Raw genomic sequence first — 26847 nt, forward strand, 5'->3', positions numbered from 1 at the left:
GTGACGGATAAAGAAGAAGATCTGGCTCAGGCCAGGATCAGCAAACTCAAGAGTTGGTCACCTATATGGATAGTCCCCGTTATCACTGTGCTTATCGGGGCCTGGATACTGTTTTACCATTTTAGTCACCAAGGACCGGAAGTGATACTGTTCACATCCAACGCTGAAGGTATTGAAGCGGGAAAAACGAAAATCAAAAGCCGCAGCGTTGACATTGGCGTTGTCGAAAAAGTTTCACTAAGTGATAACTTGGGACAGGTCATTATTAAAGCTCGTCTGAATGATGGCATGGAGCGGCTTTTACATACAGACACCGCATTCTGGGTGGTCAAACCTCAGGTTGGGCGTGAGGGGGTTTCTGGCCTGAGTACATTATTGTCGGGTGTATTTATTGAATTGCAACCGGGTACACAAGGTAGTGAAGAACGGCAATTTTCATTGCTGGATTCACCACCCCTAGCTTCCCCGGATGCGAAAGGTATTCGTATTGTACTGATGAGTGAAAAAGCAGGGCAACTCTCTCCCGGCGATCCGGTGTTATTTCGCGGATATCGTGTGGGATCGGTTGAAGCCGGCACTTTTGATCCGGAATCCCGGTTGGTTCGCTACCAAATTTTCGTTAATTCACCTTACGACGGTCTACTGACAACCAACGTCAGGTTTTGGAAAGACAGTGGTATCGCTTTTGACATGTCATCACAAGGACTACGGGTTGAAGTTGCCTCATTATCAACCTTATTTGGTGGTGGTGTGAGTTTTGATGTACCGAAAGGTTGGGGATTGGGTAACCCGGTAAAAGAAAAAGAAGTTTTCAAACTTTATGATAGTGAGAAGAGTATCCAAAATTCACTTTATACCGAGTATAAAGGCTTTTTATTATTTTTCTCTGACTCAGTACGAGGTTTGCAGGTGGGGGCACCGGTCGAATTTCGTGGTATCAGGGTTGGGACAGTCGTCAACGTTCCTTTCTATTCTGAGAGCATTAAGCAACGGATTGACCGTGAATTTCGGATCCCTGTCTTGATTCATATAGAGCCTGAACGTTTCAAAAAAGAATTGGGTGATGGATTTGATACCGACAAGCAACTGAAAGAGACCATTGCACGGGGTTTAAGGGCTTCCTTGAAATCGGGGAATTTACTGACAGGGGCGCTGTTTATTGACCTGAATTTTTACCCTGATGAAAAACAATGGGAAATGCCACGTAAAATTGAAGGTTATAACGTGTTGCCTACTGTCAGTGGTGGCCTGGCGCAAATTCAACAAAAGATCATCACGACGTTGGATAAAATCAATAATATGCCGATTGAACCGGTATTTATGCAGGCAACGAAAACACTTGAAGAAAGCCGGAAAGCAATGAGAACGGCGCAAAAAACAATGGATGAGTTAAATCGGATGCTGGCGAGCAAAGAAGCCCAAGGGTTGCCTAAAGATATCCAAAATACATTACATGAGTTAAGTCGCAGTATGCAGGGCATTCAGCCCGGTTCGCCGGCTTATAACAAATTGGTTGACAATATGCAGCGGCTGGATCAGGTACTGCGTGAATTGCAGCCTGTCCTGAAGACCCTTAATAATAAGAGCAATGCGTTGGTATTTGAAGCGGAAGCGATCAAAGATCCTGAACCTAAAAAGGCGCCTGAATAATGAAAAAGTTGCTTTCAACATTGGCATTTTCTATTTCTATCAGTGTGTTTGTTGTCGGAAGTTTGTTTATTGCAGGGTGTAGTGGCAGCCAGCTACAGAAAACCTATTACCAGCTACCGGTTTTAGCTAATTTATCAGCGGAAAAGCCAGCATCTCCGGAAAATCAGGTATCGCAGGAGAATAAGCTGGGAGCTAAACATGAACGGCAACTATGGGTAAAAGAGGTTAACCTTTCTGACTACCTTACTTCGCCCGGCATTGTGTATCAAACAGGCGATGTCAGCTATGTCAATGCATCAAATCATTTGTGGGCCAGCCCATTGCAGCAACAGTTAAAGCAGATTTTGATCTCTGAACTGAGTGCGGCATTCCCGCATCGTTTGGTTTCCGGGCAGGAACTGGAAAAAGATGCTGATGCGTTGGATATCACAATAACAGCTTTTCACGGGCGATATGATGGCCGGGTATTGATTGCAGGAGACTGGATACTGTCCAATTCAGGCAATGTGATTAAAAGGCCATTCAATCTTGAGTTGAAACAGAAAAAAGAGGGTTATGCTGAATTGGTTCTTACATTAGCACAAGGTTACAACCAGTTGGCTAAATCCATTGCAAAACAGATAGCTTCCCAACGTTAACCGGGTATACACCTCCGCAATAGCGGAGGTGTTCAGTATTGGGGAAAAAGGGGCGTCACCAAAATGGGATTATCAGAAAGCACTGGTATCTTTGAACAAACCAACCTTTAAATCAGCCGCAGTATAAATTAGCTTACCGTCTACCAGAACTTCACCATCAGCCAAGCCCATAATCAGCTTTCGGTTAATGACACGCTTGAAATTAATGCGGTAAGTCACCTTTTTTGCCGTTGGTAATATCTGGCCTGTGAATTTCACTTCACCTACGCCGAGTGCCCGGCCTTTACCTTCTCCACCGATCCAGCCCAGGAAAAAGCCAACAAGCTGCCACATTGCATCAAGTCCAAGACAGCCTGGCATTACAGGGTCATTGACAAAATGGCAATCGAAAAACCACAGCTCAGGGTTGATATCGAATTCAGCTTCGACATACCCTTTATCATAGATACCGCCGGTTTCTGTCATTTTCGTGATGCGATCCATCATCAACATATTGCCAGAAGGCAGCGGTGGTCCATTTTCACCAAACAATTTACCTTGTCCAGAGGCTTGAAGTTCTTCTTTCGTGTAGGACTCTTGTTTTTTAAACATACTTTCAGATAGCCTTATGATCGTGTAGGGCTAGAGAATAGCGTACAGTTGTACGCCGAACAACTCCGATCAGATAATAGCAGAATTAACCTAACCAGCGTAAAAACCAAGGTAATTGAGGTCGCTCGTGATGATTGGCCTGTGTGATACGGGCATATATCATAGCTAACAAGTGTTCTTTTTGTTGATCATGGTAAGGAATACCGGTTAGTAGTGATGCGGCTTCAGAGACATGCTCGACAGCCCAGATATGAAATTCTCCATTTTTGACTGCGTTAACAACGTCTTGGCTTAGGCACAAATGTTGTACATTGGAAGTTGGAATAATCACCCCTTGAGAACCCGTGAGCTTACGGTAGTGACATAGGCGGAAAAAACCTTCAATTTTCTCGTTGACGCCACCAATCGGTTGCACATAACCAAATTGGTCTACCGCACCGGTAACCGCAATTTGCTGATCGATAGGCTGCTGTGATAACGCACTGATCAGGCAACATAACTCAGCCAGTGAAGCGCTGTCACCGTCCACTTCGCCATAAGATTGCTCGAACACAATGGAAGCAGAGAATGGCTGTGGCTGATCCAACTTCAATTCAGCAATTAAGTAAGCCTGCATAATCATCATGCCTTTCGCATGAATATTGCCACCTAACTCGACCTTACGTTCCACATCAATAAGCTCTCCATCCCCTAAGTGCGCAACGCAACTGATACGGGAAGGTTCTCCCATTGGCTCAGGGTGCCCGGGATATTCGAGTACTGATAACCCATTAATTTGGCCAATGACTGAACCTTGTGTACGGATCAATATTTGACCTTTCAGTATTTCGTCCATACTGCGTTCTGCTAAATAACCGTGACGCCAAGCGCGATTCTCTTCTGCCTGTTGCAGGGAGTGCTCGGTGATCTGGTTTTCCTGCTGGTAATTGGCTGCTGCTTCCAATTTTTGTTGCAACCACTGGATATCCAGAGGTAAACGGAGTTGATCTTCGGTATGGCGAATAGCCTGTTTGAGAAGTTCAGGCCAGGCATCGGTACTCAATGGGGGCAGGTTTTTTTGCTGAATGATCCCATTCACATAGCGGCACCATACTGCCAGGTCATCTTCTTCGTGGAAGAGGATATCCGGCTCAAATTCACCATACAATGCACTGTTTGCCAGTTCGGGTTCAATGGTCTGTAGTTCTTCAAGACTTAATCTATCCCCAACTAAAAGCAGACGCAGATCCAATTCCATTGAAGGCACAGGAAAGGGAAGGGGGCGATTCTCATCGTGCGACAGCCAGTCGAAACGGCGTTGGATAATCATCTGCTTGAGGCGAACCCACATTAATGGTTGAGCAAGCAGAGTTCGCAGAGGCAAAACCAAAACACCGCCATTGACTTGATGGACAAGCCCCGGTTGTAGCTGGATCACACCTTGATACGTATAAATGTTGCCAAATAATTGTTCTGGTTCAATCCATTCACGATAAGCAACTCGCTCAGTGGGCGCAAACATACCTTCCCCAGCCGAGTTCCAGGTAATGGTTTGGTGTTCTATTTGATAATAGCCCCCGATGGTTGGACGACTTTTTGGCAGTAAAGAGGAAATCGTATCAGATAAAAGAGACAGATAAACATCACTCTCTTCAGCCTTCAGCAGCATAAAAGATTGACGTAGATCGGCCTGACAAAAAAGAGATAACCCACTGTGCAGCCTGGGTTGAACCTCATCTATTGTGATGGGGGACAATTCAGTGACAGAATTGAAGAGTGCCTGATAAGGCGCATTGTTTGGCTGTAATGCCTGCCAGTCTAATTTTATATTCGTCAAAGTGGTCGCTACATATAGTGAAAAAGGAAACATTTATTATACAAGATTAGGCCATGAACCAACATGGCAGAATCTTGAAAGAAGCGACATTTGAGCTAACACGCTTAGTGCCTGTAAAATGTGCCAATATTCTGGGTTGCCATGAGCAATTCAAAGAAATAATTGCTATGCTTAATTTAAGTTACGCTGTCACTGAGAGATGAAATGAAATATCAACAATTGGAAAATCTGGAATGTGGCTGGAAATGGGCATATTTGGCAAAAAAACACCGTGAAGGTGAGCCGGTTACTAAATACATTGAAAAAAGTGCAGCGCAGAATGCAGTGAGTGAATTAATGAATCTGGAGCGCGAACCCGTCAAGGTATTGGAATGGATTTCTTTGCATATGAATCCGGATTTATCCAACCGGATGAAGCAAACAATTCGGGCACGGCGCAAACGTCATTTTAATGCTGAACACCAACACTCACGGAAAAAATCCATCGATTTGGACTTTCATGTCTGGCAGCGGCTTTCAGCTCTCTCTCAGCGTCGCGGGAATACTCTGTCAGAAACGATCATACAGTTGCTGGAAGATGCTGAATATAGAGAAAGGTATACACACCAGATGTCGAGTTTGAAGCAGGATTTAGAAGCGATATTGGGAAAATAACCTCAACTTAGACGCAAACAAAAAACCCCACTTTTGACGTGGGGTTCTATTAATAAATCCTTCAGGGCAAGATTACTGTGCTACTTTTGGCTGAGTAACCACTTCTTTAGTACCCTGAATATTGATAACTACACGGCGATCAGGTGCCAGGCAGTCGATCAGTTTAGCGCGAACTTTGATGTTGTCACAGTGAGAACCCGTGACAGGATTTTCCTTGCCACGGCCTTCTGCGTGGATGCTATTTGCTGGAATGCCTTTAGCAACCAGATAATTTACAACAGATTGAGCACGTTTTTGCGACAACGGCAGGTTGTAATTCTGGCTACCGATGCGGTCAGTATAACCAAGTACTACAACATTACCCTGATTTGGATCGATTTTAGCCAGTTGGTTGTAGAGGCTATCCAGTTCTTTCTTACCTTCTTCTTTCAGCGTTGATTTGTTGAAATTGAACAGAACGTCAGAACGCAGAGTGAAGCTCTTGTTTTCAACAACCGGAGCAGGAACGACCGGAGCGACAGGTGTAATCACTGGAGCAACTGCTTCATCTTGACCGAAACGGTAAGAAAGGCCAACGCTCAACAAGCCGTTATCTGGGCGGGCACCAACGGTAGTGGCATCACCGATGTTATTAACCCATTGGTAATCCAGGCGGGTTGCCAGATTTTTGGTCAATGCGTACTCAACACCAATCGCAGCTAAAGGAGAAAAGCCAGTGTCGTTGTTTTTCAGCCTGACTTGATCAGGAGATGCGGCATTGGCGTCATAAGTCGCAGAAGAGTCTGCACGCCATGCCATACCACCCAAACGGGTATAAACATCAAGATTATCCATCACTGGGTAGCTCAATTTAGTTGTCAATTGAACACCTTGAGCGCGGAAAGCACCGTTATTAACGCTGCCTTTATAAGCCATGCGACCCAGCCAGTCATAGCCCATTTCAAAGCCCAGATATGGGTTTGCCTGATAACCAACATAGGCACCTGCACCCAGTTGGCTTTTGTGAGTTGAGCCGTCACCAATTCGGTTATCGTAATCATTGCCGTAGAAATTCACGTCATGGTATTGAGACCAACCCAGTTTAGCGCCGGTATACCAGGTGTCATCCTTTGGAGCTGCTTGGGCAGCAGTTGCGAAAGCTGCCACTGCCACTGCTACTGCGATAGCTGTCTTTTTCATTTTACGCCTCGTTATCATCCAAATAGGCAATTGGCCTTGAAAGCCTTATTATTAGCCATTGGTTAAAATGTTTGATTAGGTGACTCCACTTTTACCAGAAGATGCTTCCTGAAATATAAGAGTGGTAAGCACAAACCTAAACTGTGTAAAGTCTACAACGAACTCAAAAAGTTACAAGTGCACTGTGATTCACGACACAAAATTTTTAATTATCATCATACAAATAAAAAATATTTTTGACGAACATTTACAATGTTGACCATATCAATACATTGATTTTCATTGTAAAGACGGGAGATTATCAATTAGTAGCTCATTTTTTATAAAAAATATTGGGATTAATCCTAATTTTGTCAATGATAGTAAATAGAGTGAATTTGTAACCTAACGGGTGGTGAATTTAATTGATGCGTTAACTTTTGTGGCCGCATAATAAAACCGAGAGCAGTGCCCCTTTGGGCAGCTAAATGTAATCTATTCACTTCATATTCAGACAATTCAGGCAACCAGCCCAATACAATACTGTAATTACCACTTGCTAAAGCCTTTTCCATAGCATTAATCGAAGCAATGGGCCGGATCTGGGTTAGTTGGACGATTTTATCTAGAGGAAGCCCTGAATTTATCAACCACTGGCGGCTCAACCTCTGATTGGGTGTCACCCAAAGTAACCATCGGTTTTCGTTTCCCGACTGACGTAATAAAGGAAGCAGAATATGATTAATGGCTGGCTGGTGTTCGTTATAAACCAGCTCACTGACCATCCCTTTTTCTGTTGGTGACGCGCATTGTGGGGGTTCCACAACAGACCGTCTTTTCACGGCCATCTCAGCCATTTTTTTGTCTGTTTTATGTTCATTCACGGTTGTGTCAACCGCCATTGTTTTATTTTCGGTGAGATAGCCCCACGATGATTGAATGCTCATAATGTTCCTCGCCATGATAAGCTGTATATTTATACAGTATAACGCTATTTGATTAAAAGCAAGTTTCTTTTTTTCAAAGCGCTTCGCAAAAATTTACAGAAATTCAGATTTTTCTGACTTAATGATTGGCAGTTGGAAATAGATTGCGTATGGTTTTAATTAATTGTTCTTGTTATCTATTTTATTAATAGCAGTCATGGTTAACCATTATGTTGGAATGTGATTCATGGAGTGATAAAAAAATGTTTTTATCCGGAGCGCGTTTTACCCAATTACAACACGGCGTATCTTCATTGGGGAAACTTAAGAAAAAATCTCAATTTGGTGGCATTGGTCTGTTAATTGATGGTGTTTTATTTGCTATCAGTTCTGAGGGGGAGCTTTATCTACGGGGAAGTAGTCACGCTGAGGTATTATTTAAAGCTAAGGGCATGGAAAACTTTATTTATTCAAAGAGAGGGATACCTGTGACTTTACGGTATTACCGCGTTAATGAATTACTCTGGCGAGATCAGAAACAGTTGTTTGAATATATGCAATTGGCCTATCAATATACCATGGAAGAAATTATTGATAGACGAAAAATGCCTCTCAGGATTAAAGACCTGCCTAATTTAGGGATCGCGTTAGAAAGACAACTATGGAAAGTGGGGATCTCTAAAGTAGAAGAGTTGAGAATGCTAGGCGCCAAAGCAACTTATCTCAAACTACAACAGCATAAGAAAAGAACAAATGTTAGCTTGTTGCTTGCGTTGGCTGGTGCAATAGAGGGCTGCCATGTCGCGGTTTTGCCGGAACAATTGCGTGACGAATTAATTAGCTGGCACAGTGAATGGATGCAGCAGGATTCGGATCATCATTCGTCATGAGTGACGTTTGATGAATAGGGGCATCGCCCCTATTTCCTGATTTCATGCGACGGCTGAAGATGTTGGGATAGTTTCTTTTTCCACTATTGAGGTGGTTTCTGTTATGGCTTGTTTTTCTGTTATGGACTGTTTTTCTGCTATCGATTGAATCGTATGGCTTAATATAGCAGGGTCATGGGTAAAATCATTCAGAGGGATATGATGAACCTGAGCAATAATTGACAGACCTTTTAGCAAATGGCTGGCTGAGTCATCAAAGGGTTTTTCGGTTACCAATATAATTGGACGCTTTAAGGCAGAGGCCCAGCCCAATTCGATATGAGTACCATCTGTTCTTATTAATTTTTTCTGTTGTGGGCAAACGGGTAAAATGGCGACAAAAATATCGCATTGTTCCATCCATTGTCGATCTCGTTGAGAAACTTCTTCAGGTGTAAATAGATGTGTTGTTTCTCCAAATTGCTCTGTACGATGGGCTGAAAAAACTTCTGCACCAAGCGATTCTAACTGATGAATGGCAGATTTGAGATGAACTTGTAAATGATTATCTAGTGCCTTGAGTTTTAGTGCGTGTTGAATCGGACCACCAATAAATACCTTAAGATCAGAAAATATTATGGACATAGGGTCGCCTCTCATAGTCATAAGATCTATACCCGTCATACTTCAAGCTGCCTCTTTGTTGGCTGCACTCACTCACCCCGGTCACATAGTTAGCTATGCTCCCGGGGATGAGCTCCCTTGCCGCCGCGATGCAACTCGAATTATTTTGGGTATATACCCGTCATATTTCAAGTTGCCTCTACGTTGGCTGCGCTTACTCACCCCGGTCAACCGTTCTTATAAACATAGCATTATCTATGTTCACGGAATGCTCACGGGGATTAATGAGCGTTTCCTGCCTCTCACCGGAGGACGGCCTTTGGCCGGGCAAATTCGTTCCCTTGCCGCTGTGATGCAACTCGAATTATTTTAGGTATAATTATTTTGGGTATAATTATATTTTTTTGTTACATTTCAATTTTTAGTTGGGAATCCTATTTTCAATATAATCAACAATAATGTCATTTGAATTGCTTTTAACAATATCATGACAAAATTTAGTGTGGTTTGTTTCTTTTGAGAGAAACTGATTGATCATATTCATGGCGCGTTTTCTTTCTATAGGATTATTGATAAATAAATCGTTACATTTTTTAATTAACGCCAAACCCTCTTTCTCTGGCAGGTAGGAGGGAATATCGGGGTAACCATATTCAGGTTGCCATAAAAAACCGTATTCGTGGGTATAATAATGTTGAAGGAAAACGTCTAGCTGTAATTGTTGACTATAATTTTGTGGCGGTAAGAAAAAAACATCTTTATTGAGCGTCATACATTCATAAAATGTTGTCAGTCCTGGGTTAGATAATACCTTACGGGCACGGTCTAATTTTTGCAGGAAATCTTGCCTTGCAAAACAGCCAATATGAATATGCGGATGCGTTTTGGCAAACCTATTTGCCAGATTGACAATGGTCTTGCCGCCGCCGGCAATAGTTATGTTGGTTTCATTTTGCAGATTGGGAATAGACAATAACTCCTGGAGGAAATGGTAGTAAAAATCTGTTGTATCGACGTAAACCGTATCAATGCCGCCAAGAGTGATCAGTACACCTTCTGGTGGAGGGGCATCTAACCTGTATTTTTGTAAAGAGTCAGGTTGTAAAGAGTCAGGAAGAATCGGAGGAATAACTTGATAATCGCCCAGTTTGTCATGGAATTTTTCAATGTTACGTTCTATTCCATGGAAATCCTGAATAAATGTTTTTTCGGTTTGGTGCAGATCGACATGGAGATTATCCCACATCCAAAATAGCGTATCGATATAGATAATCGGTGTGCCTAGCTGTGCAACAAAATTGATCGAGTTAGGGTTGGTGTTACTAATATATAAACTTGCGCCTGAAATAAGTTCAGAATAGCGGGAAAGTTCGGTAATAGAGGTGGTATCACATTCATAAATTACGTCAAATGAACTGGATTTTTGACCTAATTGGGAAGAGGTTAGTGTACCTAACAAAATAAATTGAGTGCCCGGTATTAATTTATTTCGACGCTTTAATTTATCCACCACATTTAATGTGGTGGATATGGGGCCAAAACAGAATGGATCTGCGTCAAATATAATATATGGAATATTTTTCAACATATTATTATCTCATAAAGGAATGTTTACATTTTCTATGTCAAATTGTTTAGTATAAGGACAATATACAAAAGTGCTGCCATGCAGGTTATGAAGATGTAATCGCCCGGAAAGGTTCAGATTGTTTGTCATTAAATGAGCCAAGAAAATATTGTGTAGATTTTGGTGGGAGATAATAATCCGCATAGAGGACATTGAAAGCTCATCACCAATTTGCATGGCAAAACGATGGATTCTCTCCGCCGCATCCATTACTTGCTCTGAATCTTTGAATGGTGAATCAAGAGGGGTATAAAGTAACCGATAGGCATAATCTTCACCATAACGATGCGGAATATCCGCCAGCTTCATGCCAATAAGTTCTTCTGGAAAGAATTCGCACAGCGCGTCAGTTTCTTGTATTAAGCAAGATTTAGATGCTGAACCGAATGCTTTGGCCGTTTCAAATGCACGGCGTTGAGGTGAAGTATAAATATTTTGCCACGGGCGTTTTCCCAGTATTCGTGTACCGATTTCTTCAGCCTGCTTAATTGAAGTGGCATCAAGGGCGATCAGATTATCTTCAGGACAGTAATCCAGATGATCAAGCGGAATAATTTGTCCATGCCTGACCCAAAGTATCTTCAGGGGGGGGATGGCACCATGGTAGTGAATGCGTTCATTGACTTGATAGCATGAAAGCCCATGAAATTGCCAAAAAAAGTTGGCACTTTTGCCTGCATCTGTCTTCAGGTGAACATATGTTGCCCCATGGCGACGTCCCCATTGCAGCATGGCATTCCATAATCCATAACCTAGTTTCTGGCGTTGGTATTCATCCCTGACATAAAATTCAGCAATATTCAGGGTCACTTTTTCTGCCCGCTCAAGATACACATTGGCTAACCCCGCCAATTGCCCGGTATTCAGCAACAAAAACAGCCCCCTGTCACCCTGCAAGGTGCGTTGTTCGAGGGCGGTGTGGTTCTCTTTTGCAATAGCCTCTTCTGATTGATCCCCAAAGACTTCTGGCCAATGGCGTTGAAAATACTCGCCATAAAGGTGAAGAAATGAATTCCATAAGGGAGATTGAGGGCTAACCTGTTTGAGTTCTAACATCTTACAAACTCCATTCGACTCTTGGTGAACTGAACATCAGCATAACGTTCTTACACCACTGATGATAATTTGAGCTTGGGGGCCTTTTTCCTTGTCCAGGTTCAGCGAGTAACGGCTGAACCCACCCTTGACGTTTAAGTAATGTTTGCAAGGAGGAGGAGCATTTTTCCCAATTGAGTACAGTACGGTAGGGGCTTGATTGCTGAGGAGCGTATAGCGAAGCATTGCGGATCTCCTCTTCAATGGCATGGGATTTTAGACCGTCTGTCAATGCGGAAAATGTTTCGTCCGCCGCAGTATAAAAGACAGTGAAAATATTTCTGACAGAAAGAGGGATAGGCTCCCGGTCTGTTAGGCAAAGACGTAATGCTCCACCCGTACGGATAAGTTTGTTGCCATTGAAAGAATAATAAGTGGCATGAGCATGCAGGATTTCTGGCAGGCAATTTTTCCTTCCATAACCCTGCGAAAGGTCTAGGAACACATGAATATTGCAGATCTTTTGCGTTTTTCGCAAAAATTCCATGCATCCCGGATCAATATAACCTAAAGGATGGGCGAGCAGTACGGCACAGGGTTGTGGGAGGTCGCTTAGCATTTTCATCATGACTTGAATATCGGCTTGCAAAATCATGCTGGCTTGCTCTGGTGGCAAAACAGGATAGAATAGCGGCTGCCAATTGGCTGCGTAAACGGATTCGATCATGCTGTGACATATCCATTCCGGCATCAGGCAATAGCCCTGCGGAGCCACAGCGTGTAAATCTTCACGGAAAAAGTCTCGTACTGACCCGCCATAGCTCATGATATTTTTTATCGGCATTATCTTGTTCCGATGCAATATATTTCGGTCAGATATCATGGTGTGATCCTGAGATGAAGTCGCTCAATATATTCATTGGCCAATTGGTCATAAAATTCATTTTCTCTGCCCCAGAGATCAACCAGAAGACCCGTGTAAGGGCAATAGAGCATTTCCAGGTGACTCATCAGGCAATTAATCCCCATTAACATGTCCCGGCCTTGATGGCTGCAACCCCATTTAGCGGCATACCATTGACCTGCACCGTTATTGAGCATCAATGACCAAGCACCGGGAGTCCCTTTGTCATCATAAGTGACCGCCAAATGGTATTGGTTACTTTTGGATAACAGGCCCGGAAGGTATTGGAGGTCTTCACGGTTCAGGCTCCGCATATCACTTTGCTGAGTGGTTTTCCAGCTTTGGGCATCGACATACAGGGCATCTTGCCATAGCTGCTCGATATGTCCTGCGGTGCTGTAACGTGTGACAGTATGGTAGGTACGAGCCTTCTTAAGACTGCGTTTTAATCGTGTTGCATGTTGGGTCAAAAAGTCAGTGACAGTTGTCTTAGAGGGAATATTGACAACGGGAGCCAGCCATTGACTTTCTTCATGGCACTGTAAACCCTGTTGTTGTGCTAAATTATGCAGGTAGCAATAGGCATGGGATTTAGCATTTAAATATTTAAAGAAAATAGGTTGCTGCTTTAAAAAAGACAATAGCTCTTTTTCTTCTTTAGTTGTAAAGGTGAAATCGAAGAAAGTATTGCTTTGCCACTGTTGATGGTTTTTTTGCCAAACTAGGTCAACATTCTCAAAACGCTTGAGTTCTGGGTAACGCAGCACTGTCCCCAAACGCCATAAATGAGAAGTGGTTGGATTGGCAAAAGAGTTCACGGGTGCAGATTGTTGCATAATTGCTTGGCTTATCAGTGCCACAATCCTGTCTGGTGAATATTTCGAACTATCCAGCAAACATTCATGAGGTAAAGTGTCATCCCACAAATTATCCTGAGCGACTTCCTTAATGCGAGATATAGGCAAACGATCGGCGATGGCTCGTTCCTGATTACGAATAATGAGCGTTGGTTCCCGTGCAACAAGCCGATAATGCAGAATTCGGATATCTTTTCGCGTAAACAGGGAATGGATGGCGTCAATTTCTTCAGGATAAATAAATACCCCATCCAGAATGATCAGGTCACTACCTGCATCAAGGCAATCATCAGCCACCTTTAATAGTCGCAGAGTATCTTCCATGATAATTTTTTGTGTCAGAGAGGTTCTTGGCTCGACAAAATGATGAAAGGTATCCCATGGCAGATAGGAAACAGTTAACCCCTGCGCCAGCATGGCCTCTTTCAATTGGTTGCACGTTGTGGATTTGCCACTTGCCGGTGTTCCCCTAACAACAACAATGGTCTTATGCTTCATTACCCAATACCTTTGATTGCCAGCCCTGCATAATATCTACAATAGAATGTAGATCAAAGACGGCCTGATAATAATCGTCATGACCAATTTTAGCGGCTCGGTGCATGATCTGCTTTGCCGTGTGGCGTAACTCGATTTTATGATTGCTATTGCCCAAACACATTTCCTTACCTTGTGTATTTGGGGCTGGGGCGTAAAGCACTATATTGCAATTTTGCCCAATCGCATGATAGTAAATCTGGATGGCTTTCAGCTGCGTAGTATTTTCGACAAACAGCCCGTGTTCTGGGGAAATCTCAAGTGCTGTCCTGAGAAATTCGGGCGTATAAAGAGTAATATTGCGGTAATACACATCCAATATCATCTGTTCTTCATCTGTGCCCTGCGGATAAGTGACATCCGGTTTTTTGGCATAGAGGCCATATAACTTTGATGCCGGTAAAACAGTCTTAATATGGGGAACTAACCGATCAATCTGTTGGCGAAATTTATCCTCGGATGTATCCACCCAATAAATGGGCGGTAAAGGGATATTAAGCTGTTCCAAAGTATAAATAATGCCAGCTTCCAACCATTCCCTCATGGTTTTGTGGTTGGCTTGTTGAGGATTAAAATGCAATAAATCAGCCATCATAATCGCTTCATGGGACTGAAAATAGAGATAAACGGGAGCATTGTGCTGTGACGCAACGATGGTTGGCAGCACAGAGTCGATCAAATCCTGTAGTGAAAGCCGGGCAGGAACCCCTTTTGCGTAACAGATGCAAGACCCCCCCAACACATATTGGACAGGCGGATTGTTATCGTTGAATCGGGTGAAAAAATGATTATCTAATATCATGATAGGTTTCCTTCCATAACCCACTGTAAGACATCCCCATAAATCACATTATCAATAGGCACGGGCAGGCAAATACGGTCACTCACGATGGAATGATGTTTCTCTAATACGGATACCGGGAGTGGATTTTTTTGCAGGCTCCAAGGGAAACGATCAGAGTAGGGAGAAAGCTGATTTTTTATAATCGGATGATTAGCCAAATCCCAGGCTTTCCAGTCATACAACCGTATTGAACTGACACTATCTTTGGGTAATTTACTGCGTCTTAACCAGACAGATAGCGGCATCGTACCTTCTGGACGTGGAATGACCCAATCACGGGGAAGGTGTTTCAGTATTTCTTGATAACGTTCTATTAACAGAGTGCGAAACTGTTCGATATTTTCCAACTGATCAATCAGCAATGCAGCTTGTATTTCGTTGAATTTATTGTTGTCACCAAAACCAATACTCTTGCTCCAGTCTGGATAACCCTCTGTTGTACGTTCGGCTCCGTGATCGGTCATCATGCAGGCATTCATAAACAGTGGATTATTGTTGGCGATCAACAAGCCTCCCTCACCACTGCTGATTAATTTGTTGGCTTGAAAACTGAAACAGCCATAAGCACCAAACGTACCTACAGGCTGATTTTGATATTTCACGCCCATAGCTTGCGCGCAATCTTCAATCAGGTGTACATTATTTTGTTGGCAAATTTGGGCTATTTCAGCGATGGAAGCAGGGGTCCCTTCCAAGTGAACGGTAATGACGGCTAAAGGTTTTTCATCCATCTGATTTAACGTGTTTTTTAATGCGTCTGGACACATCATGCCATTATCATCAACATCGACGAGAACAGGGATTAATCCGCAACTGAGTACGGCGTTGGCAGTCGCAATAAATGAGATAGAAGGAATAAGAACCCATTGCCCTATTTTGGGTCTGAGTCCCAGTAAAGCCGCTTTGAGCGCAACCGTACCATTTGTGAGTAAGATGGCATGTTGGGTATGCAGGATATTTTGTAACAACTTCTCTGCCTGACGGCAATATTGGTTTTCTGTGGCATATCTGAATACCGCTTTATTATTAAGGACAGTTTGCAAACGAGATAGCGCATTATCAGCAATCTTGGTGTTACCGAGATAAGGTCTAAGATATGACATATTATTATCCTAATAATGAATATTTTTATTAAAATCACTTACGCCAATGATGTATCGGAGCCGGTACTTTATTCATTTGAATGATTAAATAAACAGCGATTGCAATCAGTAAAAGTAGGGAGAAGCCAGTCACAGGTAAAAAATATTGTGTGGAATCCGGCGCAAGGGATACCATGATTGCAGCTATTGGGAATGAAAAGTTCATGGTTACCTGAAATAAAGAAAACAGACGGCCTTGTTGCATTTCCAACCCTTTTTGATAAATAATCTTGGTGATTAATACATTGAAATAAATCATTGCAATGTTATAGAGCAAGTAGAAAAAGGATTTTGCATAAAAAGGCTGTAACTGAAAAAACAAAATACCAAATAAAAACAGACCAATAAATATTGAAATAGGATAACGTTGGATACGATTATCAACGCTTGTTTTGCTGAGTAATGTGGTACAAAAAATGGGTATCAGGGCGCTGAATAAATAGAATAGGGTGACTAAGCCATAACTTTTGTCCGCTAAACTTCCCATGACAACAACGGGTAGGGCTACCATCAAAAATGCATTGGAAAAAAGAGTGAAGACGACAGTAATAGCAAATATTTTATAGTAGCTTTGTTGAAATACAGAACGTAACCCAACGGTTAACTGAGATTTTTGCTCTGCTGTGCGCTTGATCTTCATTTTTATCATAAGGTAGCAAACAGAGAAATAAGGAAGCAGGGAAAATAATTTGATAGCCACAATGGTATCGATTCCTTGCGTAATTCCCAGCAGAGCACCAAATCCAGGGCCAAGGGCTGAAATGAGTGAAGTGGCAATAACAATATAGAGTGAGACATTCAACTGTTTCCCACCTTGTTGCTCTGCCCAGTCATTGAGTTCATGCCATGCAACACGCGACCACGGAATTTCATAGGCAAAAAGAAATTCCAATAATGAAATAAACAAAAGCAGCATAATAGGAGAAAACTCGACGTTACTCAGTAATAACATTAACAATGACAAAGTGCTAAAAATTTCAATCAATAATATAACAATGCGAAATTTCCAAATGTCTGGCGAATAATCGATTTTATATCCCCATAACAAAGCACCCATGGAGGTAAAAAGGAATATAATGCCCATATTGGCATAATAGCCTGTCATGGGTGTATTCTCAGATAACAGTATATAAGGGTATCCGACCGCAAGAATACTTGAGCCAACGCCATTAATAAATAAAGAAATAAGAAACAGATATCTTGTTGTCATATTAATCGTTTTAGGGTTGTATAATGAAATTTAGTATTGTAATTATTTAGCTGTTTCAGGCATTCATGTTCATTTTTAGCAGAACAAATAATATACCCCATTTTTTCAGTGTAGTGCGTGTTGGAAAAATAACTGCCATTTTCTGCATACTGCTGCCATTCAATGACATGTTCATCAATAATTTCTTCTATGGGAGTTATAGATTCTATTTCACCAATCGGTGGGTTAAAAATGATCATGCCTATGCAATCGGGATTCGAATGTTCTGTCGAGAAAGAAGGTACTTTGCCAATATCGGATGGCGAGATCAATGCATGGATAAAGGCGTCAAAGGCATGCTTCTTATAAGCCTGTGCATGAAGGTCGAATAGCCTGAGCCCTGGCGGACGTGATGCTGTTTCGCAAAGGATAAGGTTATCGGTATTTTCTTCAATAAAAATTTCAGTATGGGTAAAACCGTATTCCAGATTGAATGCCTGCAATACTTGTCGGTTAAACTCAAATAGTCTGTAGCTATCTGGAGAGTCTGGCAGCATAGTATGCCATATAAAATGATTGGGTTCCGTTTGATCGGAAGAGAGTAATGAACAGGCATAAACGCCAATACCTTGATAGACAATTTTATGTTGGAATACCGCCGTATCAACATGCAATAACTTGCCTTGGATTTTTTCTTCAACCAGATACGCTTCGGGTGCATCAAGTTTCTGTAATGTGCAGAGTAAAGAAGTGCGATCTGCATGTTCTGTCACTCCCATGGAACCCCAAAATGAGCGCGGCTTGACAATAAAACCGACTTGATTGCCTTTGTGTCTGGCAGAACGTTCGACTGATTCGGTAAACGTCCGGAAATGATCGGGAGAGGTAAGCATTTCTGATGCCAGAGTAAATTGCGGGCAAAATAGCCCATGTTCATTGGCCACCTTCCGCATTCTCCATTTATCCCTGAATGCCTGGGCCACGTCAACGATGTGGGGATCTTGGTTAATATACCTGGCGATAGTGGCCATTAATTCAACATGAAGCTCAGAAAAAGCCATAAAATAGTTGATCTTAACTGAGCCTGTAGTACTTGCTAGTGTGTCTTTGACCTGTTTTAGTGCTGATATTATTCTTTTGCAGGCATTGTCAGCCAACGGATCATCAATGACCAAATAAGCTAATGCTAAAGAGCAATCTGTTGAATCCAACCATTTTTTCTTGATCAGCAGAATAATATTTAAATGATGTTGGTAGCATAGATGAATAAAGTGTTCACTGTCTTTGATATCCGGCATACAGAAAATCGTTGGCTTTCCATCATGAAAATTAGCCTTGTTATTGATATGTATTTCTAGAGACATAGATTTACCTTAACCTATTGGCAGGATCGCAGCCTTTAATACAATCACAGGTGATTACGGGATACATTTTTTTACGGAACAGAGAGAACTTGCCACCATGCCAAATATCGTGCAGTGAGTTCTCCAGGATATTTCCCATAATATATTGCTCTGGATTTGTTCGATACATCGTGGTGTCGCAAGGGTAGACATTGCCTGTTACAGCATCAATAAATAGGGTTGTCAATGGAATGGCACAGGCTTTTTTGCTGGAAGCATTGTAATGCCCGATTTCCGCGCGCTGATAATCTTCTTCATTACGCCCGAAAATTTCGTAATTAGCATCCATAAATAAATGACGTGAAATTTGTTTGTTTTCCAGTAGGGCATTAATTTTCTGTATAAATAATTTAATCTGAGCAATATTTAAAAATAGTAATGGATAATCTTTAATCGGGATCAGGTTAACACCATCAACATTCAGTTCAGCCATTTTAAGCAAAAACGTGTCGATGGTATCGTAATTTAATGAAGTGACAACATGATTGACGACAATCACAGAACCCGGTATTTCCTGCTTGATATAGGCCATCACATCATAAAGATTATGGGTCAACCATCGGATACCCCGTGACGCACCATTTTTCTCTGGCTCGACATGATCGATTGAAATGTAAAACTTTCTGACCAGGTGGCTCTTGTTTTGTACACGATTAAAAATCTTTTTTGATAAAGCCGTACCATTCGTTGTGATGGAAATGGGGGTGTTTTTATTATTATCTAAAATAGCCAGAAAATCTCTTGATAAAAAGGCTTCTCCCCCATGGATATTGACTTCTTGCGGTGAGAGATCTTCTAATTCTTGCCAAAGTTTAACCATATCTATTTGCTTGTGCGCGTCAACTTGATTCGTTTGCCATACATCGCAAAATTCGCAGCGTGCATTACAAATATTATTTATACGTATAAAAGCATAATTAAGTTTAGGTGTGACAAAAAGCATTTCCGGATCAAGGCCGACAGGGTACTTCGCAATGGCAATTGTCTCTTCCATATTATTTTCCATGTGTTCATAAGACTGAAAGTGATACGTCTTGCTGTTAAGACAAAATGAAATCAATTAATACGGTGGGTCTTTATTTTTATAGATTTGTGACTCTATAGAAATTTCTCATGTAATCAATATCAAAAATGAATACTTATGGTGTTAATTTTTATGAATATTACATTGCGATTGAAAATTAAGAGAATATTTATTCGTTTTATTTATTCTGTGGTGGTTTTGTAACAGTATTTATTACAGTCATTGGAGTGACTCATTTTATCATGTCATTTAGGGGCGTCATTGCCCCTATAAGCGTGTTTTTTAAAGTGGTTCTTGTTTGCTGATTTGCTTGGTTAAACTGACAATCTCCGGTAATAGTTCAATGAGCAAGCCTATTTGCTGTAACACAAGCTGGACTTTATTGTTACTTTCGGAAGGCACAAGATTAATTTTTTCCACTACATTATTTATAGCGGATTGCAATGTATCACTGTTCATCCATTCTTGTTGTAATGTGGATTCAACATAACAGATGGCATCATTCAGAATATCCAGCATTGCCGGGTCATTGAGTTTATCCCGATGGGCGCCCAATGCAGAAATATAACTCAGCATCGTATGGTTAAGGCACAACAGTCGAAAGGCGGCGTCTTGAGAAATTCGGTCGCTTTTTGGCTCCGATGCCATGTTTGAGATTACCGACGCCAATTCAGCATCACAATTATGGGCATCACGGCGAGCGATGCGGTAATTCAGGCTATTGCTCTTTCCTTGATGGTACTGTTCTAAGATAGCATTAAGGTAGTGGCAATTGACCCCTATTGTGCGGTTAATGACTTGAGGCAATTGACGGAATTTCCAGTCAGGCCAGATGAAACTGACCGCGAGTAAGGCAATGACACAACCTACCAATGTGTCGATAATTCTCGGTAACGCGACTTCAAAACCTTCACCCAATAAATTGAAACTCAGTAATACCAGAAGCGTGATGAACAGCGTTGCATGTGCATATTGAATATTACGAAAAGCGAAGAACAGCACGCCAGATATGACAATTAACACCAGTTGCCCTTCAATGGAAGGTACGAAGTAGAGAATTGGCAGGCCAATTAAAATACCCGCCAGTGTGCCAATGACACGTAGAGCCAAGCGTCGGCGAGTGGCACTATAGTTGGGTTGGCAGACAAACAGACTTGTCAGCAAAATCCAATAACCGCGTTGTAAATCAAAGAGTTGGATAATAGCATAGCCAGTACAGAGCAGGACAGACATTCGGATAGCGTGGCGAAATAGGGCAGACTTTGGGGTCAAATTACGACGGATCCTAAACCACACATCACGCCAGCCGGTTAAGGCTTCATCGGATAAGCGTGTCTCTTCTGGTTTATCATTTGGTTGTTTATCATTTGGAAAATTATTTTGGGCCAGAAGATATTGATCAGAACTTAGGCCAGCCAGTTGAGCATCAATTGCACGCAAGTTTTTCAGCAGATTATCAAATGCCATCATTTTAGCATGAGTGCCTTGCTGTGTTTTCAAACGCTCAAGGGAACTTTCAAGGTAGTTGAACGCAGGCTCAAAACGTGGATTATGTTGATATTGCTTATGTAAAATAATAGATTGCGAGATCTGCTCACATGCTCGTGCCTGCATGGAAAGTAACTTTTGAATACGAAACATAATATCGCTGTGGCGAAGAATTTCCCTCAGTTTTTGATACTGAACATGCGATGAACTGGCGCGTTCATGGATATCCTGTGCAACAAAATAATAATGCAATGTATGGCGAGTTCCTCGTTGTCCGCGATCCCCTTTCAGGCGACTCAATAAAGAAATCTTAGCTTGGTTGAGTGTTGTGACTAGCGTGCTGTTCGCCATGGCAATATCAAACACAGATTGCTTATATTCTTCGGCTTCGGCATCAGGGTCAAACAGACTTGTCTTGGCATAAAGATAGGCTGAAAGCTGTTGGTAACAACGTGCCAGATTTTCTTGCAGGGGACGAATCGGAAAGAGCAAATGGCCTGTCAATGTCAGTAAGTTATACCAGATAGCACCAATAAGCAGTAATACAGGTTGCTGATACCAAACAGGAAATATCGACGAACCCAGCATGGTATAAATCGCTATCAGCAAAGCGCCAAAAGCAATAGTGGCGTAGCGTTGGCCTAATGCCCCCAACAGGATAAAGCCACAGGTCGATACTGCCAGCCCAAACATAAAAAACCACGGATAAGGAAATAGCAGTGTAATAGACGTGGAAGCGACAAAGAAAGAGATTAACGTAATAATGAGATTACGCAGACGACCAACCAAACGATCATCCAAATCTGTTAATGCTGCTGCAACGACGCCCAACAGCAGGGGAATGGTTATTTTCGGATCTTCCCCCAATAGCCAGGGAATAAGGGTGGTTCCTGTCAGTGCAATGAATATGCGGATATAATAGAAGACGTGACTGTTATACAGAAAATGGCGGGAGCTGGATAAAACCGTTAGCACAAAATACCCCTAACAACATTTACGTGATGAAGTAGTTCAACAATTTTCAGGTACGGTGCCACGACAATGGAACTAAAATCAACGCAAATCGGCCAACGCCTCGCCCGGCATCCTTATAATCGGGTGCGCCTACTCAATGCTGGCATTGAAGTCAGCGGTGACAAGCACCAGTACCTTATTCCATTTAATCAATTAATCGGTATTCAGTGTAAGCGAGGGATTGTCTGGGGGGAACTGGAATTTGAATTGCCTGAAGGAAAAGTGGTTCGTCTGCATGGTACGGAATGGCAGCAGACACAACATTTTTACCATTACTTGTTAAAAGAATGGCAAAAATGGAGCCTTGATATGAGCGATGTCAGTGCTGATGTGTTGGCTGCTCAAGTCAATGAAATGAATAAAATCGAACAGCAGGATCGTTGGTTGAAAATCGCAGATTTAATTTCATTGCAGCAACAAATCCAAGAAACATTTCAGGCGTTACCTCTGCCATTACAACGGATCGTACAATTTGAACATTGCCGTGATGATTATCAGGTTTGTCTGAATTGGTTGCATGAGGGGGAAAAAACCGTTCAAGCCATCAACCAGCGGTGGGTGGATCGCATGTTCGCTCAACATGAAGCATTTTTCCGCACCATAGAAACGTCACCACTTAATCGTTCCCAGTGTCAGGCCGTGGTTAATGGTGAAAAAAATATTTTGGTTTTGGCTGGTGCAGGGAGCGGAAAAACCGCTGTTCTGGTGGCGCGTGCTGGTTGGTTGTTATTGCGTCAGCAGGCTCTGCCTGAACAGATCTTGCTGTTGGCTTTTGGTCGTCAGGCGGCCAATGAAATGAATGAGCGTATTCAGACACGTTTGGGCACAAAAGGGATACAAGCAAAAACATTTCATGCCCTGGCATTGCATATTATTCAGCAAGGAAGCCATCAGGAACCTAAAATTAGCGAATTGGAAACTGACGCTCAAAAACGCCGTGATTTTCTCATTCAGGAATGGCAAAAACAGTGTGGAGATAAAAAAGCACAAGCGAAAGGCTGGCGGGAGTGGTTGGATGAAGAGCTGGATTGGCAATTACCCGAAGGTGAATATTGGCACGATAAACTGTTGGCGACTCGCTTATCTGTCCGTCTGGAGCGCTGGCTGGAGTTAATGCGTATGCATGGCGGCAGTCAAAAAGAGATGATTGATCAGGCACCTGCCGCTTATGCTGATGTATTTCAGAAACGGTTACGGCTGATGGCTCCTTTGTTGAAGGCTTGGAGATCGGCCTTGAAATCGGAAGGAGCAATCGATTTTTCCGGCTTAATCCATCAGGCCGTGAATATTCTACAAAAAGGGCGATTTATCAGCCCGTGGAAACATATTCTGGTGGATGAGTTTCAGGATATCTCACCACTGAGAGCCAAATTATTGACCGCATTGAAAGTGCAGAATAAACAAAGCCACCTGTTTGCTGTGGGAGATGATTGGCAAGCCATTTATCGTTTCAGCGGGGTTGAATTAACGTTAACAACCGCATTTTCAGCTTATTTTGGTGGAGGTACAGAATGTGTGTTGGATACGACTTATCGCTTCAATGATCGTATTGGTGAGATAGCCAACCTATTTGTGCAACAAAATCCCCATCAATTGACTAAGCCACTCAATAGCCTGATAAAAGGTAATAAAAAATCGGTGGTGATTTTACCGGAAGAACAGTTGGAAGCACTGCTTAACAAAATGAGTGGTTATGTTACCCAGCAGGAAAGCATCTTATTGCTGGCACGTTATCATCATCTAAAGCCAGAGTTATTGAAAAAAGCGCCGACTCGCTGGCCAAATTTGCAGATTGAATTTATGACAATTCATGCATCGAAAGGGCAACAAGCGGAATATGTCATTATTTTGGGATTGCAGCAGGGAAAAGACGGTTTTCCAGCGCCAGCGAGGGAATCAGTGCTGGAACAGGTTTTATTGCCACCACCTGAAGATTTCCCCGATGCGGAAGAACGTCGTCTTTTATATGTTGCACTGACACGGGCAAAAAAACAGGTCTGGCTGATGCAGGCACCGAAAAATCCATCGATATTTATTCAACAATTGGCGCAATTAGGGGTGCCCATTCAGCGCAAGCCTTAAAGTCATACCCGCATCAAAAAATATCAGAGTAAAAATTGGGAGAGTTTGGCTCTCCCATTTGAAGTGATCGACAAAAATAATTGTTCGGACTACCGGAGCCTTTCATTGAGATAGCGCTGATAATCTGGCACTTCGATATCAACTTCTTCTGAAAAAAGCGCCGAGCTAATCAGAAAATCGGCAGTTGAAAGGTTGGTAGCAACGGGAATATTCCAGACCGTCGCCAAACGTAGCAGGGCTTTAACATCAGGATCGTGGGGAACCGAATTCAAGGGATCCCACAAGAAGATTAAAACATCGATTTTTCCTTCAGAAATCAGGGCACCGATTTGTTGGTCACCTCCCATTGGCCCACTCAGCATACTCGTAACAGACAACCCGGTCTTTTGCTGAATTAAATGCCCCGTCGTTCCTGTCGCATATAGCCTATGTCTGCTTAACAAAGCGTTATGCGTATTGACCCAATTCAGCAGGGAGGTTTTACAGTGGTCATGTGCGACAAGCGCGATATTTTTTGATTCTGTCAAGGTGCGAGTCGTTAATTCCATGGTGATACCTTTATATGAATAAATCATTTGCCATTCTTTAAAATGGCAAGATAATAAAAAAACAACGGTGTGGTGACCATAAACACTGTAGCAGATAAACCAAATGAAAATCGCTGTTGCAACTTGAAAAACGGGTGCAGGAGATTAAATGAACGATCAACATATAATGGCTATACTGGAAAAGGTTAAAACAATAGCGTTAGTCGGCGCGAGTGATAAGCCCGATCGCCCAAGCTATAAGGTAATGGAATACTTATTGAATCAAGGGTATAACGTTATTCCTGTCAGCCCTAAATTGGCGGGACAAATTTTATTGGGGCAGCCGGTAATAAGCCAATTAGCCGATATTGATCAAGTCGTGGATATGGTTGATGTATTTCGCAATGCGGCGATGGCCTATGGTGTTGCTGAGGAAACAATCGCTATTGGTGCAAAAGTCCTTTGGTTACAAAAAGGCGTCATCAATGAAGAAGCCAAATTACTGGCAGAGCATGAAGGATTGAAAGTTGTGATGGATCGTTGCCCTAAAATTGAAATTCCGCGTTTGGGCATGGAGAAATGAATAAGGCAGTGATCATTCACTATTCACCACCTTACCGAAATGATTTGAATAACGGTAATGATAGGGTTTAATTCCGTAGGCGTGGCGCTTGCAATTGATTGCGGATTGACTCGGCCAACTCATCCAGGGAAGGCTGTTCTGGATGATCATCTGATGTTTCATAAGTCAATTGCGCCTCTGCCAGATAAGTATGGACGGGTTGTCCATCATCATCTTCCATTACAACGTGGTACCACGGAGCTGAACGTAAGGTAGCATTAGATGCAATATCATTTTCCTGCGGCTGTTCTAAAGAATATTCAGCATCAATATCTACAACAACACCTAAGTAACCCAACAGCCTATGCCGTACCTGCTGACCAATACCGAATTTGCTGGCGATCATCATAGTCACCTCCAAAGAAACCTTGCAATGACTCTTATATAGGGACAGTAAGGTAAATTTCAAGTGCAAACCCGATAACCGGAATTTTTGCATGATTTTTGAAACTTAAGATGGCATGTGATCACCACCTCATAATTTTAGGTTAGCTGTTGCGTATATAAAATACAATACCAAAAGTAGGTTTAACATTTCAAAGTGCTTACTATCTTATCCGGGAGGAACACAACGATGGATAAATACCGTGTTATTATTTACGTTTATGGTCGGGTACAGGGAGTCGGATTTCGTTATCAAACGTATCATTGGGCAAAGAAGAATCAGTTGGTGGGATATGTTCGTAATATGAATGATGGAAGCGTCAAAATTGTTGCTTGTGGTGATGAAAAACAGCTCAAAAAGCTAACACATTGGTTGGAACAAGGAGGACCACCGGGTGCCAAAATTGATCATTTCCAGTCTCAGTTTGGTGAAATAGAGGAGATGGCTGATTTTTGCATCCGCCATTAACGACGGATGAATAGATCAAATGCACTTAACTGGTTTTGGAAGACCTGCAATTTTTGTTGCCTGTTTTGCCGGCCCCTTGGGGAACAGTCGATAGAGATAACGGCTATTCCCTTTTTCCTCACCATATTTTTGTGAGATCGCTTTGACTAGCATACGAATAGCGGGAGAAGTATTAAATTCCTCATAGAATGCCCGCACAAAACGTATAACTTCCCAATGCTGTTCAGTCAGCGTGATATCTTCCTGCTCGGCAAGCATAGGTGCCATCGCTTCTTGCCAGTCACTGCTATTTTTCAGATAACCTTGTGCATCTGTTTCGATCTCACGACCTTCAAATACCAACATAACTTTTTAACCATTCAATAATGATGGCGGCAATTTAGCAAAAATCACCACTATTCCCAAGAAAGATTGTCCAACCTGCTGAATAAATAGGCCAACAGATAGCAATATGAGTAAATTGGCGGCAGTTGAACAGATAAATACTTTACATTGGTAACTGTGATGTTTATAGTGCTCGACATCGCGGAGGGGTGGCCGAGCGGCTGAAGGCAGCGGTCTTGAAAACCGCCGATGGGAAACCATCCGAGAGTTCGAATCTCTCCTCCTCCGCCATCTACACTTCTAGCAGCATCTCTTAAAGTCTACTTTTCCTAGTAAAATCAACGAAAATCCCCAAATAATACTCTCTCGAAGTCCAGCGCAATCTTTCTAAATCTCTACAATCTGTTGTATAGTTTTTTGTATAGAATTTCCCTCTACAATTTTTCTAT

The 26847-nt window shown here is 42.3% G+C and carries 26 protein-coding genes and 1 tRNA gene; 9 read left to right on the plus strand and 18 right to left on the minus strand.

The genetic code is table 11. From position 1 onward, the window contains the following. Nucleotides 1–1650: an intermembrane transport protein PqiB gene (gene pqiB / locus Xbed_RS02170; protein WP_086111303.1), complete on the plus strand. Its 1650-nt coding sequence runs from the start codon at nt 1–3 to the stop codon at nt 1648–1650. Beyond that, the gene (pqiC, locus tag Xbed_RS02175; protein WP_086111304.1) at nt 1650–2288 is read left to right on the plus strand and encodes a membrane integrity-associated transporter subunit PqiC; all 639 of its coding nucleotides are present in this window, start codon (nt 1650–1652) and stop codon (nt 2286–2288) included. Before pqiB ends, pqiC begins: the two co-directional genes overlap by 1 nt. 72 nt (nt 2289–2360) lie before the next feature. On the opposite strand, the gene fabA is transcribed toward pqiC, so the two are convergent. Beyond that, nucleotides 2361–2879, minus strand: coding sequence for a bifunctional 3-hydroxydecanoyl-ACP dehydratase/trans-2-decenoyl-ACP isomerase (gene fabA / locus Xbed_RS02180; protein WP_086111305.1), 519 nt, complete (start codon nt 2877–2879; stop codon nt 2361–2363). 85 nt (nt 2880–2964) lie between these two features. Further along, the gene (locus Xbed_RS02185; RefSeq protein ID WP_086111348.1) at nt 2965–4695 is read right to left on the minus strand and encodes an AAA family ATPase; all 1731 of its coding nucleotides are present in this window, start codon (nt 4693–4695) and stop codon (nt 2965–2967) included. Nucleotides 4696–4899: 204 nt separating this feature from the next. Here Xbed_RS02185 and matP point away from each other — a divergent pair, with 204 nt between their 5' ends. After that, entirely contained in the window at nt 4900–5349 is a 450-nt protein-coding gene (matP, locus tag Xbed_RS02190; RefSeq protein ID WP_086111306.1) for a macrodomain Ter protein MatP, read from the plus strand. Between the two features lie 72 nt (nt 5350–5421). Here matP and ompA read toward each other — a convergent pair whose 3' ends face one another. Beyond that, complete coding sequence (ompA, locus tag Xbed_RS02195; protein WP_086111307.1) at nt 5422–6528, minus strand: porin OmpA; 1107 nt, start codon at nt 6526–6528, stop codon at nt 5422–5424. A gap of 353 nt (nt 6529–6881) precedes the next feature. Then, nucleotides 6882–7454 carry an SOS-induced cell division inhibitor SulA gene (gene sulA, locus Xbed_RS02200; RefSeq protein WP_086111308.1) on the minus strand — a complete coding sequence of 191 codons (573 nt, stop codon included), beginning with the start codon at nt 7452–7454 and terminating at the stop codon, nt 6882–6884. A gap of 242 nt (nt 7455–7696) precedes the next feature. On the opposite strand from sulA, the gene Xbed_RS02205 reads away from it, so the two are divergent. Then, a complete protein-coding gene (locus Xbed_RS02205; protein WP_086111309.1) occupies nt 7697–8323 on the plus strand; it encodes a TfoX/Sxy family DNA transformation protein in 627 nt (208 codons plus the stop codon). 42 nt (nt 8324–8365) lie between these two features. Here Xbed_RS02205 and Xbed_RS02210 read toward each other — a convergent pair whose 3' ends face one another. Continuing rightward, a complete protein-coding gene (locus Xbed_RS02210; RefSeq protein WP_086111310.1) occupies nt 8366–8947 on the minus strand; it encodes a nucleoside 2-deoxyribosyltransferase in 582 nt (193 codons plus the stop codon). A 172-nt stretch (nt 8948–9119) separates the two neighbouring features. Between Xbed_RS02210 and Xbed_RS19685 the strand changes: the two genes are divergently transcribed. Further along, the gene (locus tag Xbed_RS19685; protein WP_167371857.1) at nt 9120–9299 is read left to right on the plus strand and encodes a hypothetical protein; all 180 of its coding nucleotides are present in this window, start codon (nt 9120–9122) and stop codon (nt 9297–9299) included. A gap of 48 nt (nt 9300–9347) precedes the next feature. On the opposite strand, the gene Xbed_RS02220 is transcribed toward Xbed_RS19685, so the two are convergent. The 10 genes from Xbed_RS02220 to yccS all read right to left on the minus strand — a co-directional run bounded on the left by Xbed_RS02220 (nt 9348) and on the right by yccS (nt 21951). After that, nucleotides 9348–10514 (minus strand): hypothetical protein, encoded by a 1167-nt coding sequence (locus Xbed_RS02220; protein WP_086111312.1) that lies wholly within the window; start codon nt 10512–10514, stop codon nt 9348–9350. Between the two features lie 9 nt (nt 10515–10523). Further along, a complete protein-coding gene (locus tag Xbed_RS02225; protein WP_086111313.1) occupies nt 10524–11609 on the minus strand; it encodes a GNAT family N-acetyltransferase in 1086 nt (361 codons plus the stop codon). A gap of 1 nt (nt 11610) precedes the next feature. After that, nucleotides 11611–12432 (minus strand): hypothetical protein, encoded by an 822-nt coding sequence (locus Xbed_RS02230; protein ID WP_086111314.1) that lies wholly within the window; start codon nt 12430–12432, stop codon nt 11611–11613. A 35-nt stretch (nt 12433–12467) separates the two neighbouring features. Continuing rightward, nucleotides 12468–13847 carry a P-loop nucleotide/nucleoside kinase family protein gene (locus Xbed_RS02235; RefSeq protein WP_086111315.1) on the minus strand — a complete coding sequence of 460 codons (1380 nt, stop codon included), beginning with the start codon at nt 13845–13847 and terminating at the stop codon, nt 12468–12470. Beyond that, nucleotides 13837–14688 carry a hypothetical protein gene (locus Xbed_RS02240; RefSeq protein WP_086111316.1) on the minus strand — a complete coding sequence of 284 codons (852 nt, stop codon included), beginning with the start codon at nt 14686–14688 and terminating at the stop codon, nt 13837–13839. The genes Xbed_RS02235 and Xbed_RS02240 overlap by 11 nt, the downstream gene beginning before the upstream one ends. After that, nucleotides 14685–15833 carry a DegT/DnrJ/EryC1/StrS family aminotransferase gene (locus Xbed_RS02245; RefSeq protein ID WP_086111317.1) on the minus strand — a complete coding sequence of 383 codons (1149 nt, stop codon included), beginning with the start codon at nt 15831–15833 and terminating at the stop codon, nt 14685–14687. Before Xbed_RS02245 ends, Xbed_RS02240 begins: the two co-directional genes overlap by 4 nt. Before the next feature lie 34 nt (nt 15834–15867). Further along, nucleotides 15868–16977: an MFS transporter gene (locus tag Xbed_RS02250; protein ID WP_086111318.1), complete on the minus strand. Its 1110-nt coding sequence runs from the start codon at nt 16975–16977 to the stop codon at nt 15868–15870. A 101-nt stretch (nt 16978–17078) separates the two neighbouring features. After that, nucleotides 17079–18425, minus strand: coding sequence for an ATP-grasp domain-containing protein (locus Xbed_RS02255; RefSeq protein ID WP_086111319.1), 1347 nt, complete (start codon nt 18423–18425; stop codon nt 17079–17081). Nucleotides 18426–18429: 4 nt separating this feature from the next. Beyond that, nucleotides 18430–19470: a radical SAM protein gene (locus tag Xbed_RS02260; RefSeq protein ID WP_086111320.1), complete on the minus strand. Its 1041-nt coding sequence runs from the start codon at nt 19468–19470 to the stop codon at nt 18430–18432. A gap of 300 nt (nt 19471–19770) precedes the next feature. Beyond that, nucleotides 19771–21951, minus strand: coding sequence for a YccS family putative transporter (gene yccS / locus Xbed_RS02265; RefSeq protein ID WP_086111321.1), 2181 nt, complete (start codon nt 21949–21951; stop codon nt 19771–19773). A 66-nt stretch (nt 21952–22017) separates the two neighbouring features. Here yccS and helD point away from each other — a divergent pair, with 66 nt between their 5' ends. After that, on the plus strand, nt 22018–24072 hold the full coding sequence (helD, locus tag Xbed_RS02270) for a DNA helicase IV (protein WP_086111322.1): 2055 nt from the start codon (nt 22018–22020) through the stop codon (nt 24070–24072). Nucleotides 24073–24161: 89 nt separating this feature from the next. Here the strand turns inward: helD and mgsA are convergent, their stop codons facing one another. Further along, a complete protein-coding gene (gene mgsA / locus Xbed_RS02275; protein WP_086111349.1) occupies nt 24162–24620 on the minus strand; it encodes a methylglyoxal synthase in 459 nt (152 codons plus the stop codon). Nucleotides 24621–24768: 148 nt separating this feature from the next. Here mgsA and Xbed_RS02280 point away from each other — a divergent pair, with 148 nt between their 5' ends. After that, nucleotides 24769–25182, plus strand: coding sequence for a CoA-binding protein (locus Xbed_RS02280; RefSeq protein ID WP_086111323.1), 414 nt, complete (start codon nt 24769–24771; stop codon nt 25180–25182). Between the two features lie 67 nt (nt 25183–25249). Here Xbed_RS02280 and hspQ read toward each other — a convergent pair whose 3' ends face one another. Beyond that, complete coding sequence (gene hspQ, locus Xbed_RS02285; RefSeq protein ID WP_208612174.1) at nt 25250–25570, minus strand: heat shock protein HspQ; 321 nt, start codon at nt 25568–25570, stop codon at nt 25250–25252. Nucleotides 25571–25795: 225 nt separating this feature from the next. Between hspQ and yccX the strand changes: the two genes are divergently transcribed. Beyond that, nucleotides 25796–26074, plus strand: a complete 279-nt coding sequence (gene yccX / locus Xbed_RS02290) for an acylphosphatase (RefSeq protein WP_086111324.1) — start codon at nt 25796–25798, stop codon at nt 26072–26074. A gap of 15 nt (nt 26075–26089) precedes the next feature. On the opposite strand, the gene tusE is transcribed toward yccX, so the two are convergent. Next, entirely contained in the window at nt 26090–26419 is a 330-nt protein-coding gene (gene tusE / locus Xbed_RS02295) for a sulfurtransferase TusE (protein ID WP_086111325.1), read from the minus strand. A gap of 182 nt (nt 26420–26601) precedes the next feature. On the opposite strand from tusE, the gene Xbed_RS02300 reads away from it, so the two are divergent. Then, nucleotides 26602–26689: transfer RNA gene (locus Xbed_RS02300), tRNA-Ser, on the plus strand. Nucleotides 26690–26847: the final 158 nt, after the last annotated feature.

Source organism: Xenorhabdus beddingii, from assembly GCF_002127545.1.
Lineage (GTDB): Bacteria > Pseudomonadota > Gammaproteobacteria > Enterobacterales > Enterobacteriaceae > Xenorhabdus > Xenorhabdus beddingii.

Coding starts and splice junctions, on each gene's coding strand:
- pqiC (WP_086111304.1), top strand. CDS start 1,650: ATGAAAAAGTTGCTTTCAACATTGGCATTTTCTATTTCTATCAGTGTG.
- fabA (WP_086111305.1), bottom strand. CDS start 2,879: ATGTTTAAAAAACAAGAGTCCTACACGAAAGAAGAACTTCAAGCCTCT.
- matP (WP_086111306.1), top strand. CDS start 4,900: ATGAAATATCAACAATTGGAAAATCTGGAATGTGGCTGGAAATGGGCA.
- ompA (WP_086111307.1), bottom strand. CDS start 6,528: ATGAAAAAGACAGCTATCGCAGTAGCAGTGGCAGTGGCAGCTTTCGCA.
- sulA (WP_086111308.1), bottom strand. CDS start 7,454: ATGAGCATTCAATCATCGTGGGGCTATCTCACCGAAAATAAAACAATG.
- Xbed_RS02205 (WP_086111309.1), top strand. CDS start 7,697: ATGTTTTTATCCGGAGCGCGTTTTACCCAATTACAACACGGCGTATCT.
- Xbed_RS02210 (WP_086111310.1), bottom strand. CDS start 8,947: ATGTCCATAATATTTTCTGATCTTAAGGTATTTATTGGTGGTCCGATT.
- Xbed_RS02220 (WP_086111312.1), bottom strand. CDS start 10,514: ATGTTGAAAAATATTCCATATATTATATTTGACGCAGATCCATTCTGT.
- Xbed_RS02225 (WP_086111313.1), bottom strand. CDS start 11,609: ATGTTAGAACTCAAACAGGTTAGCCCTCAATCTCCCTTATGGAATTCA.
- Xbed_RS02230 (WP_086111314.1), bottom strand. CDS start 12,432: ATGCCGATAAAAAATATCATGAGCTATGGCGGGTCAGTACGAGACTTT.
- Xbed_RS02235 (WP_086111315.1), bottom strand. CDS start 13,847: ATGAAGCATAAGACCATTGTTGTTGTTAGGGGAACACCGGCAAGTGGC.
- Xbed_RS02240 (WP_086111316.1), bottom strand. CDS start 14,688: ATGATATTAGATAATCATTTTTTCACCCGATTCAACGATAACAATCCG.
- Xbed_RS02245 (WP_086111317.1), bottom strand. CDS start 15,833: ATGTCATATCTTAGACCTTATCTCGGTAACACCAAGATTGCTGATAAT.
- Xbed_RS02250 (WP_086111318.1), bottom strand. CDS start 16,977: ATGACAGGCTATTATGCCAATATGGGCATTATATTCCTTTTTACCTCC.
- Xbed_RS02255 (WP_086111319.1), bottom strand. CDS start 18,425: ATGTCTCTAGAAATACATATCAATAACAAGGCTAATTTTCATGATGGA.
- Xbed_RS02260 (WP_086111320.1), bottom strand. CDS start 19,470: ATGGAAAATAATATGGAAGAGACAATTGCCATTGCGAAGTACCCTGTC.
- helD (WP_086111322.1), top strand. CDS start 22,018: ATGGAACTAAAATCAACGCAAATCGGCCAACGCCTCGCCCGGCATCCT.
- mgsA (WP_086111349.1), bottom strand. CDS start 24,620: ATGGAATTAACGACTCGCACCTTGACAGAATCAAAAAATATCGCGCTT.
- Xbed_RS02280 (WP_086111323.1), top strand. CDS start 24,769: ATGAACGATCAACATATAATGGCTATACTGGAAAAGGTTAAAACAATA.
- hspQ (WP_208612174.1), bottom strand. CDS start 25,570: ATGATGATCGCCAGCAAATTCGGTATTGGTCAGCAGGTACGGCATAGG.
- yccX (WP_086111324.1), top strand. CDS start 25,796: ATGGATAAATACCGTGTTATTATTTACGTTTATGGTCGGGTACAGGGA.
- tusE (WP_086111325.1), bottom strand. CDS start 26,419: ATGTTGGTATTTGAAGGTCGTGAGATCGAAACAGATGCACAAGGTTAT.